This is a genomic window from Oceanobacillus sp. B139/18, assembly GCF_055524595.1.
In genome coordinates this window covers 171066-186491 of record NZ_JBVFXI010000005.1, presented here as the reverse complement: position 1 = coordinate 186491, position 15426 = coordinate 171066, and the positions used below count along the sequence as shown (strand labels likewise).

Genomic DNA, 15426 nt, shown 5'->3' with positions numbered 1-15426 from the left:
CGATAAAAATTCGCTGTGTCATTTTTGCTGGACTTTTGAAACTCCTCTTTGTGTTGCTTGCATTTTCGTCGATGAGCAGTTGGTTTTTAAGGAATTAAAAAACCACGCCCATATCGAATAAACGATAAGGACGTGGTTGGAATATACGTGGTACCACCTTATTTTACTGTATGCTCACACATACAGCCTCATCAAGTACGAAAGCAAGAAGCTTTGATACTGTGGTATTGATAACGAGTACCAAATCTCGTCGGAACCTACTCATATCGATCGATATTTTCAGCACGAAGCTCAGAGGCCATTGTTCAGATTCGTATTTTTACTTCTTTTCAGCTGCCGAAGTTCTCTGTGAAAAAATAGTTGAATCTTACTTTTCCTCTTCCACGCTTTTCATAAATAACCTATGCGAATTAATGTCATTATAAATAATCGAAATATAAAAAGCAAGTATTTTTAGAAAAATGATAAAAGTCGAAATAACAGGTCTGGCTTGTTAAAGGAATCATCTATTTCGGCAGTTTTCAAATTTGAATGCTAAATAGATCATCTGTGCATAGAATAAGATAGAGAAGGAAATGATTCTTTTCTTAATGAAATAGGACAAGCTTGAGAAGGGGAAACCACTCGGCGGATTATCTTGTTTTTCCAAAGTACCGCAATCATAGCCCTCTTAAAGTAAAAAACTTAAATTTACATACTCTTTACATTAACAGCAAACTATATTAATAATTCTTCTCTATACTTCAAAGTGAGGACAGAGGAGAAATGTCCAGTAACTATTATGCAGATAAATTTAAGGGGGCACTTTAATGAGCTTTAGACGGTTTACTTTATTCTTTTTTGTTTCTATTTTAATTTTCTTGGCAGCATGCGGTTCAGGCGATGCAGATAGTGCAAGTGATTCTGAATCTGGCAGCAGTGAAGAATTATCAGGTAATGTAGCAATTGATGGTTCAGGTACGGTGTACCCATTAATGGCGAGATTAGCTGAAGATTATATGATAAATGAGCAGCAGGGCGTTTCAGTAGAGGTTAGCCGTGCCGGGACAAGCGCAGGTTTTGAAAAATTCTTAGTGGAAAATGGAACGGACTTCAATGATGCTTCCCGGGAAATAAAAGAGGAAGAACAGGCAAAAGCAGATGAATTAGGCATGGAAGTGCAAGAATTGAAGGTTGCATTAGACGGTTTAACGATTGTGACGCATCCAGATAATGATTGGGCGACAGAGTTAACACCAGAGCAGGTACAAGGAATTTTCCTTGGTGAATATACGAAGTGGTCAGATATTGATGACTCTTGGCCAAATGAAGACATTCAAACGTACGGTCCAAATGAAAATCATGGAACATATGAATTCTTTTACGAAGAGATTTTAGAAGAACAAGATTTAGTAGGTGGAATTGATCTTCAACAAGATTACTCGACATTAGTGACATTGGTTTCAGAAGATAAGAACGCTATTGGATTCTTTGGATTTGGATATTATCAAAGTAATCAAGATGCGATCAACGCTGTATCTATTGACTTTGGTGACGGAGCGGTTGAACCATCTCTAGATACGATTGCAGAGGACGGACCTTATGCAGACTATACACGTCCAGTATTTACGTACCTGAATGTAAATCAAGCACAGGAAAAACCGGAAGTGCTTGACTATGCAAAATACGTTTTAGAAAATACAAATAATGTAGCTGGCGAGACAGGCTTTGCACCGATTCCAGATGAAGAAATCCAGTCACAGCTGGAAGAGTTAGAAGGAATCGAATAAGACAAGAAGACGGATGAGCGGTGTGTAAAAACACCTCTCATCTTCCTCTTATTTTAAGAAATGGAAGGTGGCTCTAGCATCATGGCTGCAAATAATAAGAACCGCATGTCGGTTAGTAAAATGATTGAACAACAAAAACAGAAGCGCAAATTTTTTAATCAATTAGAACGGTTCATACCAACTCTATTATTAATTATTGCTTCGATATCGGTTCTTACCACAGTTGGGATAATTTATACGCTGTTTGCTGAATCGGTTGCGTTTTTTCGGAATGTCCCAATTCTTGATTTTCTTACAGGGACTGTGTTAAAACCGTTAAGCCAAAATCCTGAATTTGGATTACTGCCGTTGTTAAACGGAACCATTATCTCAACAGTGATAGCAATGCTGGTAGCGGGGCCAATCGGGATGATGTCGGCAATCTATTTAAGTGAATACGCGCCTGATCATGTTCGGAGAGTGCTGAAGCCGTTATTAGAGATTTTAGCCGGCGTACCGACAATTGTTTACGGATTTTTCGCCTTTACATTTGTAACGCCTTTACTAAGAATGATTTTTCCATCTATTGAAGCAACCAATATTCTTAGCCCGGGAATCATTATGGGCGTCATGATTATTCCGATGATTGCTTCGTTATCAGAAGATGCCATGTCTTCTGTTCCAAACTCGATGAGAGAAGGAGCGCTAGCACTTGGCTCAACAAAACTTGAGACAACATTTAAAGTAGTTATTCCAGCAGCACTGTCAGGGATTATTGCTTCCTTTGTTCTTGGTATTTCCCGGGCAATAGGGGAAACGATGATTGTAGCTATTGCCAGTGGAAGCTCCAAGAATTTCTCGTTTGATATTACTGGGTCGATGCAGACGATGACTGCTTATATTGTAGAGGTAGCAGGCGGGGAAGCGGCAGCAGGAACGACTATTTATTATAGTCTTTATGCCGTTGCATTAACCTTATTTGTTTTTACGTTAATGATGAATCTATTAGCAAAATATATTTCACGTAAGTTTAGAGAGGAGTACTAAGATGGCTACGAGATATATGGATGCAGTGCTTGTTGAGAAATGTATGTCATCCCGTGTACGAAAAAATACTGGCTTTAAAGGTCTGTTCTTTGCCTCCACATTATTCGGTCTGATTGTGCTGGCTGTATTGCTCGTTCGTATTTTTACGCAGGGAATCGAATATATCAATATCGATTTTCTGATGAATCACCTATCCACAGACGCAAGCAGAGCAGGGATTATGGGAGCTATTTTAGGAACAGCGTGGCTGATGGTGGTAGTTATTCCGGTAACTATGATTATCGGGGTAGGAACAGCCATTTATCTGGAGCTTTATGCAAAGAAGGGCAAGCTTCAGTCCTTTATTGCAACAAATATTTCTAACTTAGCAGGCGTCCCGTCGATTGTGTATGGATTGTTAGGTCTGACGTTATTTGTCCGTACTCTCGAATTTGGCAATGTTATCTTAGCAGGCGGATTAACCTTAGCATTGCTTGTACTTCCGATTGTTATTGTGGCAGCACAGGAAGCACTGCGGGCAGTGCCGGGACAGCTTAGTGAAGCATCCTACGGCATGGGAGCAACAAAATGGCAGACAGTGCGCCGTATTATTTTACCAGCGGCATTACCTGGTATTTTAACGGGAGCAATTTTAGCATTATCACGCGCAATTGGAGAAACAGCTCCGTTAACTGTTCTTGGTATACCTGCATTGTTAATCCCGTTTCCGTCCGGTGTTTTTGATACATTTACGGCATTGCCGATGCAAGTTTATTATTGGACGATTGATTCCTCCCTTGTAGCAGAATATGCAAATCTGGCAGCAGCAACGATTATCGTGTTATTGATTTTACTGTTCTTACTAAACTCTATCGCTATTTTGATTCGGAATAAGTTTCAGCAGCGCTACTAATGGGAGATTACGGAATTAAATTGGTTAAATAAAGAGAGGAGATTATTCTATGAGTACGGTAATGGAGAAACAAATTAATTTAAAGCTTGTAAGAAACCCCAATGAAAGATATGAACCGGAAGTGCCAAAAGAGGTCGTTTATGATACAAAAGGGTTAAACCTATGGTACGGGGAAACACATGCTTTAAAAAATATAAATATGGATATCAAAGAAAAAGAAGTGACAGCGATTATCGGCCCCTCTGGCTGTGGGAAATCGACGTATTTGAAAACATTGAACCGGATGGTGGAACTGGTTCCCATTGTGAAAACATCCGGTCAGATAACGTATAAAGGGAAAAATATTTTAGATAAATCCTTTCGTGTAGAGGATTTGCGTACACAGGTCGGAATGGTTTTTCAAAAAGCAAATCCGTTTCCGAAATCAATCTATGAAAATATTGCTTATGGACCTAAAATCCACGGCATTAAAAATAAGAAGGTCCTTGATGAAATTGTGGAGAACAGTCTGCGCGGCGCATTTATCTGGGATGAGTTAAAGGACCGTCTGGGTGATAATGCATACGGGTTATCAGGCGGACAGCAGCAGCGTTTATGTATTGCCCGCTGTTTGGCAGTGGAACCCAACGTGATTTTAATGGATGAGCCGACCTCGGCGCTGGATCCAAAATCAACCTTACGCATCGAAGAGCTTGTACAGGAATTGAAGAAGGATTACGCGATTGTTATCGTGACGCATAACATGCAGCAGGCAGCCCGTATTTCTGATAAGACGGCATTTTTCTTAAATGGGGAAATCATTGAATATGATAAAACTGACCACATTTTCAATAACCCGACAGATCAGCGTACAGGGGACTATATTTCTGGACGATTTGGATAAGTGAATAAGACATCGTTAGAGAATGGCTTTCCGGGTCATTCTTTTTATTTTAGAATTTGAGTTTAGTGTTAAGTGACAGTGTTTTTTTATGATAGAAGCATATCGGATTTTTATCGCCAGACTTGAATTAAGAAATAAATTGATAAATGATTTTAAATGCGGGCGGTACAAGAATAACCAAGGCTACAAACAGATGGACATACCTTCTGTTCGTGAAACTGGTATAGGTGAATAACAATAAAATGATAAAAACAGTTAAAGCCAATAGATTGATGGAATATATCCAAATGGTTGAGTAGAACACATGTAAAATAGATATGAAAAAGTAAATAAATGCGCTTGCAATAAAAATTTTTTTAGCGGAAGACACCGTTACCATCCCCTGTTGCTAGAGTTAATTTCATATATAACCATTCTTCCCTTCATACAAAAGAGAAAACCTGATTCTTTGGTTTTGTAAGCACCGCCTATAATCTGTAGATGTTTATTTCTCCGCTCAAAAAGGTAAAGAATAGTAGCATAGAAAAGCCTTTTTAGACGATGAGTAATCATGAGCTAAAGGGGGTTTTTATAAAAATGGATTCTATTACAAGAGGAATGTACATTACTTGGATCGTTTTTATTGTTCTTGCATTCTCCAGTTTAATGATTAATTTTAACTCTGATGGAGAAACATCTCTTATTGTGCCCCTAATCGTATTCATAGGTTTAGCTATTCTAGGATTGATAGAAGGAATCATGAAAATAAATCAAAATAAAAAGCGATACGGAGCAATCGAAATAATGTTAGCCATTCTTCTCTTTATAGTAATTATGATAGCCATAATAACTTCCTAACCTTAATAAAATTCAAAGTACAAATCCGTGTTTGGATATTTTATACAAGGGAACATGATAATATAAAGAATGATTAAAAGGAGTTGTGAGAAATGAAGGTATTTGTCATTGGAGCGAACGGACAGATTGGAAAGCATCTGGTGAACCAGCTGCATGCAAATGAACAGCATGAGGTGACAGCCATGGTTCGCAAAGAAGGACAGAAAAAAGAATTAGAAGATAGAGGTATTCCTGCTGTTCTAGCGGATTTAGAAGGTAGTATTTCAGATTTAGAAAGTGCTATCAAAGATGTAGATGCAGTGGTATTTACAGCTGGCTCCGGCGGAAAGACCGGCCCGGATAAAACATTGCTCATTGATTTAGACGGTGCAGTAAAATCGATTGAAGCTGCGAAAAAAGCCAATGTGAACCGATTTGTGATGGTGAGTGCATTCCAGGCGAATAACCGGGACAGCTGGGCAGACAGTCCAATTAAGCCATATATGGTGGCAAAACATTTTGCGGATGAAACATTGGTACAAAGCGGACTTGATTATACCATCGTCCGTCCAGGCGGATTACAGAATGAACCAGGTACAGGAAAAGTTCTGGCAGGAGAAAATTTGGAGCGGGGCAGCATTCCGCGTGAAGATGTAGCAGCCGTCATTGTGGAAGCACTTGAAGCTGAAAATACGTATCAAAAAGGCTTTGATTTAATTACTGGAGTAGACTCTATTCATGATGCGGTAGGGAAAATATAGAATAAAGCTGTAGCTTTCGGGAATTTCCCGGATGGTTTTCCGTAACAGCGTGGAAAAAAGGCGTTCTTTTCTAGAAAGAGCGTCTTTTTTGTGTGAAAAAAATATACATAATCATTTCCACACAAAAGGATACTTTTTCTATACAAACGCTCATTTATCCCATTATTTATGTTACCAGAAACGAATAAAAAACCTAGAAATTACGTGTCTTGACTGGATAAAAGCGGAATTCCTCAAAAAAATAAAAAAATTTTAAAATACCTCTTGCATTATTATACATAATGATGCATAATAATTCGATAACAGCACATTTACGAGAGGGGATTTTTTAAGTGGCAAAAGACAAGATCGTTTTAGCTTATTCTGGAGGATTAGATACATCTGTAGCGGTGAAATGGTTACAGGATAAATATAATTATGATGTGATTGCAGTAGCGTTGGATGTTGGGGAAGGAAAAGACTTGGACTTCGTGAAGCAAAAAGCATTGGACGTAGGTGCTATCAAATCATATGTGATTGATGCGAAAAAGCTTTATTCAGAGGAATATGTATTGCCGGCATTGAAGGCCAACTTGCTTTATGAAGGGAAATATCCATTAATTTCGGCATTATCGCGCCCATTGATCGCAAAAATATTGGTGGATATCGCTGAAGAAGAAGGTGCAGTGGCTGTAGCGCATGGCTGTACTGGAAAAGGAAATGACCAGGTTCGTTTTGACGTTGCCTTTACAGCGCTAAACCCTGAATTAAAGATTGTTGCGCCAGTTCGTGAATGGGCAATGTCGAGAGAGGAAGAAATTGAATATGCATTAGAGCATAATATTCCGGTTCCAATTAAAAAGGACAGTCCATACAGTATTGACCAGAATCTATGGGGAAGAAGTAATGAATGCGGCATTTTAGAGGATCCATGGGCAGAAGCGCCAAAGGATGCATATGATTTAACCCAAGAACCAGAGGATGCACCAGATGAAGCGCAAACGGTGCAGATTACGTTTGAACAAGGGAAGCCGGTCTCATTAGACGGTCAAAAACTGGATTTAGATGAATTGATTCTAACACTAAATGAAATTGCCGGTAAACATGGTGTTGGCAGAATCGACCATGTGGAGAATCGTTTAGTAGGTATCAAATCAAGAGAAATTTATGAAGCTCCGGCAGCAATGACGTTGATTAATGCACATCAGGAATTGGAAGCATTAACTTTACCTCGTGAAGTAGCGGAATTTAAACCGGTAGTAGAGCAGAAGCTGTCACAGGCAGTTTATTACGGCTTATGGTATTCCCCGTTGACAGAAGCCTTGCAGGCCTTTATTGAGAAGACACAGGAGCATGTTTCTGGTACAGTAAAAGTGAAGCTGTACAAAGGGCATGCACAAGTTGTCGGAAGAGAATCTGCAAATTCCTTATATGACTTTGACTTAGCAACCTATAACAAAGCTGATGCTTTTGACCATGATGCAGCACTAGGATTTATTAAGCTATGGGGACTGCCGACGCAGGTACATGCCTCTGTCAACGGCCCTCAAGGAAATAAATCGATTGAGAAAGTAAAACTAGAGGTAAAGGAAGCTGTTAATCCGTGAAATTATGGGGTGGAAGATTTACAAAACCAACGAATGAACTAGTCGACGAGTATACCTCGTCGATTCGTTTTGACCAGAAGTTAGCGAAATATGATGTGAAAGGCAGTCTGGCTCACGTTGCAATGCTGAAGAAATGCGATATTATACCGGCAGAGGACGCAGAGCAGATTACCGAAGGATTGAAAAAGGTTCTGTCCAAAATTGAGGCTGGAGAAGCTGAATTATCAGAAGCAGATGAAGATATCCATATGAATGTCGAGAGACTGCTGATTGAAGAAATTGGTCCAGTAGGAGGAAAGCTTCATACTGGGCGCAGCAGAAACGATCAGGTAGCGTTGGATATGCGGCTGTATGCAAGAGAAGCGGTATCTGAGCTGATTGTGCTCGTGAAATCAGTTCAGCAGGCGCTTATCGGGCAGGCGAAGGCAAACATTGATGTCATTATGCCGGGATATACGCACCTGCAGCGTGCGCAGCCGGTTTTATTTGCCCATCATATGATGGCATACGTATTTATGTTTCAGCGTGATGTGGAGCGTCTGGAGGACAGCTTGAAGCGTGTGAATAAATCGCCATTAGGTGCAGGGGCACTGGCAGGCACAACTTTTCCGATTGATCGTGCTTTTGTAGCAGAGCAGCTTGATTTTGACGGAATTTGTGAAAATAGCCTGGATGCTGTCAGTGATCGTGATTTTGTGGTCGAATTCCTGTCCAATGGCTCGTTGATCGGTACGCATTTATCACGTCTTTGTGAAGAACTCGTGCAGTGGTCCAGTGCCGAATTTAATTTTGTCGAGCTGGATGATTCGTATACAACGGGAAGCAGCATGATGCCGCAAAAGAAAAATCCAGATGTGGCAGAGCTTGTCCGCGGCAAGACAGGTCGTCTTTACGGCAATCTGATTGGAATGCTGACGACGTTAAAAGGCTTGCCTCTCGCATATAATAAAGACATGCAGGAGGACAAAGAGGGGATGTTTGATTCCCATGAAACGCTGAAGGGCGCTTTACAGCTCTTTGCCGGAATGATTGCATCCATGGAAGTAAATAAAGAAAGCATGTATAAGGCGGTTTCGAATGATTATTCCAACGCGACGGATCTGGCTGATTATTTGGTGAATAAGGGACTCACCTTCCGTGAATCGCATGCGGTTGTTGGCCAGGTGGTTTTAAACTGTATTCAAGCCAGCAAGTATCTGCTGGATTTGAGCTTAGCGGAATTCAAACAATATTCCGATGTGGTGGAAGAAGATATATTTGAAGCGCTGAAGCCGGAGACAGTGGTTAATGCAAGAGCTGCTGCAGGCGGAACAGCCAAAAACAGTGTATTAGACCAAATTGAAAAGGCAGAGCAATTATTGGAATCATCTGATGTAAATAAGGTATAGTATATACGAGAAGTAAAATGATTGGAGCCCATAGAGTCAGCAGATGGGTTCCTTTATTTTACGCAAAAAAAATACAATAGATTCAAGTTTTTCTAATGTCGTAAAGGCGGTAATGTATTATGAAATTAATTGCATCAGATATGGATGGAACCTTGCTTAATGAAAATGGCGTAATCAGTGAAGCGAATGCACAAGCAGTAAAAAAAGCAATGGATAAAGGCGTGGAATTTATTGCTGCAACAGGCAGGTCCTATCAGGCAGCGAATACGCCGCTTCAAGCTGCCGGGATTAATTGTCCCATTATCAGCTTGAATGGCGCAGTAACCTATCAGGAAAATGGAAAAGTAATCAATAGTATTCCAATGGATAAACAGGCAGCTGCACGTATTGTCGATGAATGCAGCAAACTGGGGATGTATGTAGAATTATTTACAGATAAAGGCGTCCTTTCTGAAAGCCGGGAACACTTTTTAGATATCCTCATGGATATCCTGCACACAACTCATCCGAATATATCTGAGAGGGAAATGCGTGAAATGGTAGAGCAGCGGTTTCAATTAGAAGAGGTTTCTTTTATTGAAAATCTGCAGTTAGCAGTGAAGGATGAGGATACGGAAGTTTATAAAATCCTTTCTTTTGCTTTTGAGGAGAGTCAGCTGGAGGGCGCAAAAAGAAAGCTTCGTGATGAGACAGGGGCTGTAATTACATCTTCCGGAGAGACGAATCTGGAATTTAATCATCCTAAAGCCCAAAAAGGATTAGCCATTCAAAAGTATATAGAAGACAGCGGCTGGTCTATGCAGGATGTGATGTCAATCGGAGATAATTGGAATGATGCAAGCATGTTAGAAATGGCTGGCCGCGGAGTCGCGATGGGTAATGCTGCAGATAAAATTAAGCAGTTATGCCAATACGAGACGGTGACAAATGAGCAGGATGGTGTTGCCAAAGCCATTGAAGAGATGCTGGCGGAGTTTAATAAATAGAAAAATGCCGGGCTGTTTTACCTTGCCCGGCATTTTTTTATTTAATGGCGTTTACTTAACCATAATACGCCTGATTTTGCGAGTCTTGGCAATAAGCCTGTCATTGGCTTCTTGGCCATATTTCCAAAACCATCTGACTTGCCTAAGGAGCCCAAGGTTCCTTTAAGTTTAATAGGTTTTGGTTTTTTCGGCTGTTTTTCATTTAAAATAGCAAGCAGAATTTCTGCAATTTGTTCTCCCTGCAGGCCGGCCAGCTGTGCACTTGGCGAGTGTTCACTGGATGCGCAATCTCCCAGCACATACACAGATGGATCCTCAGGAACCTGATAAAAATCATTGACAACGACTTTTCCGTGATTATCCTTGCTGTATGGAAGTTCACGTACAAGCCAATTCGGCTGTACACCTGCTGTCCAGATGGTCACATCATTTAAATAACAAACGCCATTATTGCAAACGCCGTCTTGTTCTACATATTCTACCGTTGAATTATGTATCACATCGACATTGTTTTCTGTCAGCCATTTTTGTACATAGGATTGAATTTTGCTGTCCAGTGGTTTTAATACCGTATTACCGCGGTCAAGCAGACGGATGTTTAAGTCTGGCCGGCTTTCCCGGATTTCTGAAGCCACCTCAATCCCGCTTAATCCTGCACCGATAACAGATACTTTTCCATAAGCTTTCAAATTTCCTATTGCCACTCCTGCTTTTCTGGCTTTTGCAAAGGTTTGAACGCTTTCTGTGAATTCTGCTGCCCCCGGGATTCCATGGTAATTGTCTTCACAGCCTAAGCCGATAATTAAATAATCATAAGGAACAATGGAATCTTCATCTTGAATAATAATTTGTTTATTTTCCGTATCGATTTTTATGATTTCCCGAAAAATATAGTTCACCCGGGAATCAGCTGGAAAATCAACACGAACATCATGATCGGCTGAAGTTCCTGCAGCAATCGCATAGAACTCTGTTTTTAGCGAGCGAAATGGATTACGGTCGATAACAGTGATATGTATATCATCGGCTAATGTTTGGCTGAGAAGGCCGAGCAGCGTCTTGATACCGCCGTATCCACCTCCAACAAGAACAACTCTTTTCATTGTGTACACCCCTTATTTAAATTGTGAAGAAATATAAAACGAAACGTCATTCGGCGGGAGTTTTTACGGGTGATTCTCTGCAGGAAATGAAATGTTCCGACAGAATGGTACGGTGATGACGCGCCCCCATCAAAATGATGCGATAAATCACTCCAACAAAACGCAGATAGTAACACAAGGGTATGCACCCGGGGATATGACCGAGCAGCCGCTTCCCTAAAAACTCCTAAAGCAATCGAAGTTATACTGCCAGATAAACGGTAGTAAAATATGAATGCATTTTCATTTAAAAATAACCGCGTTCAGCTCCAAATGTTCTCCACTTTCGACATTTTGAAACAATCTCTCTTTCGTTTACTAGCGTAACAAATTATGAAGGCGATGTCATTAAGATTGAGGCAGCAGTTTGCAATTGAGAAAAGGATAATTTATTCAAAAAAATTAAATTATTTCGCCCGGAATGAATAGCTTGCTAGAGTTTTAGAAATAATGGTACGATTAAGAGTGCTTTTTATTCAATAAGTTTAACCAATCATTCTATGGGAGGGAAATATAACTCCCGTTGAATGAAGTTTCGTTTTCATAGATATAGAAAAGAAAAGGAGTTGCCTATGGCAGGAATGAATTCAATCCCATTTACTGTAGCAAAAAATGAGCATTTTTTTGATCGCCTGGGAGATTATATCGGCGATGTTTTTTATGATATTTTACCAGAACAAGGCTTTGAGCTGCGTGATGAACAGATTTATATGGCGTTTCAGCTGGAACAGGCTTTTAAGCATAAAAAGACCATTTTTGCAGAAGCAGGAGTTGGTACGGGGAAGACAATCGTGTATCTCTTATATGCCATTTGTTATGCCCGCTATCAGAGAAAGCCTGTGATTATTTCCTGTGCGGATGAAACATTGATTGAGCAGCTGGTCAAAGAGGGCGGAGATATTGATAAGCTGGAAAAAGCGCTGGGCTTAGAGGTAGACGTCCGTTTGGCAAAAGCACGCGAAAACTATTTGTGCATGAAGAAGCTGGATCCGTTGTCCGAATATACAGAGGATGAAGAAATTCTTGATGTACATGACTCTGTTCCGGACTTTGTGTTCGATCAAGGTGTCTCGATGCAGTCTTTTTATCCTTATGGAGACAGGAAAGATTATCCATGGCTTTCGGATAAGCAATGGGAACAGATTGGCTGGGACCCGTTGAAGCAGTGTGCGACTTGTGATTTTAGACATCGCAGTGCGCAGACATTGCATCGTGATTATTACCGCCATGCAAAAGATTTGATTATCTGCTCGCATGATTTTTATATGGAGCATGTCTGGACGAAAGAATCAAGAATCAGGGAAGGGCAGCTGCCATTGCTTCCGGAAGCCAGTGCGGTTGTTTTTGATGAAGGGCATTTATTAGAGTTTTCAGCCCAAAAAGGATTGACCTACCGCTTCAACTATCAGAATATCACCAATGTCTTAACTGGCTATCAAGGGCAGGATGTGCGGGAAGAATCACTGCAATTAGCCGAAGATATCATGGCGCTGCATGATGACTGGTTTGATTATATTTCAGAAATAGCTGTGCGTGTAGAAGGCTCCAATCGACTTGAAATTCCAACAGATACGAAAATGCGTGAAATGGCAGTTCAATTAGAGAAGATGGTTCAAGAGCTGTTAGAACAGCTAGTTTTTGATGCGGAATTGTTCACCATGGATGCATACCATACAAAAATTATTGAAGAGTACTTGGAATTTTTCACGTATGGTTTATCAATTTTCTTAAAGGATGATGAGGGAGTTTACTGGTTGGAAGAGGACGGCGACCAAAGCAGTCTGGTTATCATGCCGAGACTGGTAGAGGAGGTGCTTCGGGAAGAAGTATTTCAGAAAAACATTCCATTTATTTTCTCCTCAGCAACACTCTCTCAAAATGGAGATTTTTCATATATTGCGAAGAGTCTGGGGGTGGATGCATATGACTTCTTTTCTGTTGAATCCCCATTTGATTATGAGGAAGTTCGTACCATAAAAGAACATGGGTATTCGGAGGAAGCAGAAAAATACCTCGGGATTGCCACCCAGCTTCAGGAGAATGAAGGGCACAGTCTCATTTTATTCCGCTCGGAAGAAGAGATGCAGGCATTCCGGAAATGGGCAGAAACGCAAGACTGGTCCTTTGATTTCTTGTTTGAAGGGGATAAGGAAATCAGCGAAATTGTCCGCGAATTCCAGTTTAATAAGTCCTCTGTTCTCTGTGCGTATCATTTATGGGAAGGGCTCGATGTGCCGGGAGAGGCACTGACACAAGTCATCATTGCTTCCCTGCCATATCCGCCAGATGATCCTGTGTTTAAAGCAAAACGCAAACATGCAAAGAACGCGTATGATGAAATTGACTTGCCCTATATGGAACTTCGGTTAAAACAGGGCATCGGCCGTTTGATTCGTACAGAGCAGGATAAAGGAATCGTTCATATTTGGAAAAAAGCTTAGCTGTTCTATCAGCATTTTATTTGTTTTTAAAAGGACCGTTGATACGAGAAACCCCGTATCAACGGTCCTTTTTCGTATCAATTAAGCTTATAAAATGATTCAAAACCTTCGCAGTCAGCCCCCAGATGGTATTGTCGTCATATTGGTAGAAAAGCTCCTCCATCGTCCTGATATGCCATTCATAGTCCTCTCCGCCGACAATCAAATGGTATGGGAAATTATCCTCGGGCTTTATTTCTAAATGTACTTTATATTTTTTTGGTTCATTTTCTAAAAAGAAGGAAAGCGGAACGGTGAAAATATGATCCACTTCATCCGGGCTGGGTTGGATATTTTCTATACTCTTCAGCCTTCCGATAAAAGGATATATAATTCTTCCTAAGTCATTCACTACATAATCAAGCGGAATCGGGTCGGAAATATCCTGTTCTGAAATACCAAGCTCTTCCGTCGTTTCCCGTATAGCGGTGTGGGAAGGATGCTTGTCATCCTGGTCTGCACGACCTCCGGGAAAACAAACATCTCCAGGCTGGCTTCTTAGGTTTTTGGACCGGACTTCAAAAAGGATATGGGTTTCTCCATTTAATTCAACCAAAGGAATTAAAACAGAAGACCGTTTAAAGTATTTGTGGCCCATTAATGCCGGAGTGCGATCCCTTAAATGATTCAGAATATTTTCTATCTGCATGCGTATCCTCCCTTTTCATCATTCGTGTCATATATTAATTCTAGTATGCTTTTGGATTACTGTCATGTATATCGATTAACATGACAGATTATGTGTGTAAGTTGACACGTATTCGTAGAGATAGGATGATAATTATATAGAGAACGTTCAAATAGTTATCGCTTTTGATAGAATAAGAATAAATAAGAGAAGGGTGCGTATGCAATGAAACATGCTATTTATCAAATGGATATTGTTCCCGGCGACCCGGAGAGCAATCGCAAACATGTGAAGGAGTGGCTGATAAAACAGGTTAAGGAAGATAAACCTGATATCGTTGTTCTTCCGGAAATGTGGACGACAGCCTATACGTTGGACCAATTAGATCAAATCGCTGATTTGGATGGAGAGCCTACGAGGAGCTTTTTGAAGGAGCTGGCAAAAACGTATCAGATGCATATTATTGGCGGATCATTTGCGAATAAAGTAGAGGATGCAATCTATAATACAGCGCTTGTTGTTAATAACGAGGGGGAAGAGGTCTATACGTATGATAAAATCCATCTCGTCCCGATGCTGAATGAACCGGCATATTTAACAGGCGGAAGAAAACAGGCGCGTGTATTTGAGTTAGATGGGATCAAAATGGGGCTGATTATCTGCTATGACCTTCGTTTCCCTGAGTTAGCAAGGGAGTTGGCTCTGGCTGGAGCAGAAGTGATTTATATTGTTGCAGAATGGCCATCCGCCCGCAAGGATCATTGGAAGGCGCTTCAGCTGGCGCGGGCGATTGAAAATCAATGTTATATTATATCCAGTAATCGGATAGGAGCTTATGATGGTGTCGCATTTTGCGGAACGTCGCTGATTGTTGATCCGTGGGGAACGATTGTCCAGGAAGGGTCCGAAGAACAGGAAGAAACACTGATTGAAACAATCGCTGCTTCAAACGTGGACCGTATACGTGAGGAAGTCCCTGTCTTTAGAAGCAGAGTGCCGGAAATGTATCAAGGCTGGTAATATAAAAAAGACTCCTTTGTCAGTGCGTCCCTTGAAAAACTGGAAGATA

At 40.7% G+C, this 15426-nt stretch carries 14 protein-coding genes and 1 other annotated feature; of the genes, 12 read left to right on the top strand and 2 right to left on the bottom strand.

Translation table 11 applies throughout. The features are described 5' to 3' along the window. Positions 1 to 123: 123 nt before the first annotated feature. Positions 124 to 393, bottom strand: a binding site (T-box leader). A 416-nt stretch (positions 394 to 809) separates the two neighbouring features. From ACZSMY_RS15785 to ACZSMY_RS15745, 9 genes are all read left to right on the top strand, one after another. Continuing rightward, entirely contained in the window at positions 810 to 1769 is a 960-nt protein-coding gene (locus ACZSMY_RS15785) for a PstS family phosphate ABC transporter substrate-binding protein (RefSeq protein WP_042529204.1), read from the top strand. Between the two features lie 81 nt (positions 1770 to 1850). Next, positions 1851 to 2795, top strand: coding sequence for a phosphate ABC transporter permease subunit PstC (pstC, locus tag ACZSMY_RS15780; RefSeq protein ID WP_042529206.1), 945 nt, complete (start codon positions 1851 to 1853; stop codon positions 2793 to 2795). Position 2796: 1 nt separating this feature from the next. Next, entirely contained in the window at positions 2797 to 3687 is an 891-nt protein-coding gene (gene pstA / locus ACZSMY_RS15775; protein ID WP_465147965.1) for a phosphate ABC transporter permease PstA, read from the top strand. Between the two features lie 49 nt (positions 3688 to 3736). After that, complete coding sequence (gene pstB / locus ACZSMY_RS15770) at positions 3737 to 4570, top strand: phosphate ABC transporter ATP-binding protein PstB (RefSeq protein ID WP_042529210.1); 834 nt, start codon at positions 3737 to 3739, stop codon at positions 4568 to 4570. Between the two features lie 576 nt (positions 4571 to 5146). Continuing rightward, positions 5147 to 5407 carry a hypothetical protein gene (locus ACZSMY_RS15765; RefSeq protein ID WP_042529212.1) on the top strand — a complete coding sequence of 87 codons (261 nt, stop codon included), beginning with the start codon at positions 5147 to 5149 and terminating at the stop codon, positions 5405 to 5407. A 92-nt stretch (positions 5408 to 5499) separates the two neighbouring features. Then, entirely contained in the window at positions 5500 to 6147 is a 648-nt protein-coding gene (locus ACZSMY_RS15760; protein WP_042529214.1) for an SDR family oxidoreductase, read from the top strand. Between the two features lie 332 nt (positions 6148 to 6479). Then, positions 6480 to 7733 (top strand): argininosuccinate synthase, encoded by a 1254-nt coding sequence (locus ACZSMY_RS15755; protein WP_193064796.1) that lies wholly within the window; start codon positions 6480 to 6482, stop codon positions 7731 to 7733. Beyond that, on the top strand, positions 7730 to 9121 hold the full coding sequence (gene argH, locus ACZSMY_RS15750; protein ID WP_042529218.1) for an argininosuccinate lyase: 1392 nt from the start codon (positions 7730 to 7732) through the stop codon (positions 9119 to 9121). Before ACZSMY_RS15755 ends, argH begins: the two co-directional genes overlap by 4 nt. Before the next feature lie 119 nt (positions 9122 to 9240). Beyond that, on the top strand, positions 9241 to 10107 hold the full coding sequence (locus ACZSMY_RS15745) for a Cof-type HAD-IIB family hydrolase (RefSeq protein ID WP_042529220.1): 867 nt from the start codon (positions 9241 to 9243) through the stop codon (positions 10105 to 10107). Positions 10108 to 10148: 41 nt separating this feature from the next. On the opposite strand, the gene ACZSMY_RS15740 is transcribed toward ACZSMY_RS15745, so the two are convergent. Then, complete coding sequence (locus ACZSMY_RS15740) at positions 10149 to 11210, bottom strand: NAD(P)/FAD-dependent oxidoreductase (RefSeq protein WP_256705262.1); 1062 nt, start codon at positions 11208 to 11210, stop codon at positions 10149 to 10151. Between the two features lie 91 nt (positions 11211 to 11301). Between ACZSMY_RS15740 and ACZSMY_RS15735 the strand changes: the two genes are divergently transcribed. Continuing rightward, on the top strand, positions 11302 to 11430 hold the full coding sequence (locus ACZSMY_RS15735; RefSeq protein ID WP_264299303.1) for a hypothetical protein: 129 nt from the start codon (positions 11302 to 11304) through the stop codon (positions 11428 to 11430). 391 nt (positions 11431 to 11821) lie between these two features. After that, a complete protein-coding gene (locus ACZSMY_RS15730; protein ID WP_193064793.1) occupies positions 11822 to 13690 on the top strand; it encodes an ATP-dependent DNA helicase in 1869 nt (622 codons plus the stop codon). 58 nt (positions 13691 to 13748) lie between these two features. On the opposite strand, the gene ACZSMY_RS15725 is transcribed toward ACZSMY_RS15730, so the two are convergent. Beyond that, positions 13749 to 14378, bottom strand: coding sequence for an NUDIX hydrolase (locus tag ACZSMY_RS15725; RefSeq protein ID WP_042529223.1), 630 nt, complete (start codon positions 14376 to 14378; stop codon positions 13749 to 13751). 204 nt (positions 14379 to 14582) lie between these two features. Here ACZSMY_RS15725 and ACZSMY_RS15720 point away from each other — a divergent pair, with 204 nt between their 5' ends. Continuing rightward, positions 14583 to 15377 carry a carbon-nitrogen family hydrolase gene (locus tag ACZSMY_RS15720; RefSeq protein ID WP_465147964.1) on the top strand — a complete coding sequence of 265 codons (795 nt, stop codon included), beginning with the start codon at positions 14583 to 14585 and terminating at the stop codon, positions 15375 to 15377. Positions 15378 to 15426 lie beyond the last annotated feature (49 nt).

Excerpts from the sequence above, each read along its gene's own strand:
- ACZSMY_RS15760 (WP_042529214.1), top strand. The coding sequence starts at position 5,500 with ATGAAGGTATTTGTCATTGGAGCGAACGGACAGATTGGAAAGCATCTG.
- ACZSMY_RS15725 (WP_042529223.1), bottom strand. The coding sequence starts at position 14,378 with ATGCAGATAGAAAATATTCTGAATCATTTAAGGGATCGCACTCCGGCA.
- ACZSMY_RS15765 (WP_042529212.1), top strand. The coding sequence starts at position 5,147 with ATGGATTCTATTACAAGAGGAATGTACATTACTTGGATCGTTTTTATT.
- pstC (WP_042529206.1), top strand. The coding sequence starts at position 1,851 with ATGGCTGCAAATAATAAGAACCGCATGTCGGTTAGTAAAATGATTGAA.
- ACZSMY_RS15785 (WP_042529204.1), top strand. The coding sequence starts at position 810 with ATGAGCTTTAGACGGTTTACTTTATTCTTTTTTGTTTCTATTTTAATT.
- ACZSMY_RS15730 (WP_193064793.1), top strand. The coding sequence starts at position 11,822 with ATGGCAGGAATGAATTCAATCCCATTTACTGTAGCAAAAAATGAGCAT.
- pstB (WP_042529210.1), top strand. The coding sequence starts at position 3,737 with ATGAGTACGGTAATGGAGAAACAAATTAATTTAAAGCTTGTAAGAAAC.
- ACZSMY_RS15740 (WP_256705262.1), bottom strand. The coding sequence starts at position 11,210 with ATGAAAAGAGTTGTTCTTGTTGGAGGTGGATACGGCGGTATCAAGACG.
- ACZSMY_RS15720 (WP_465147964.1), top strand. The coding sequence starts at position 14,583 with ATGAAACATGCTATTTATCAAATGGATATTGTTCCCGGCGACCCGGAG.
- ACZSMY_RS15735 (WP_264299303.1), top strand. The coding sequence starts at position 11,302 with ATGTTCCGACAGAATGGTACGGTGATGACGCGCCCCCATCAAAATGAT.
- ACZSMY_RS15745 (WP_042529220.1), top strand. The coding sequence starts at position 9,241 with ATGAAATTAATTGCATCAGATATGGATGGAACCTTGCTTAATGAAAAT.
- pstA (WP_465147965.1), top strand. The coding sequence starts at position 2,797 with ATGGCTACGAGATATATGGATGCAGTGCTTGTTGAGAAATGTATGTCA.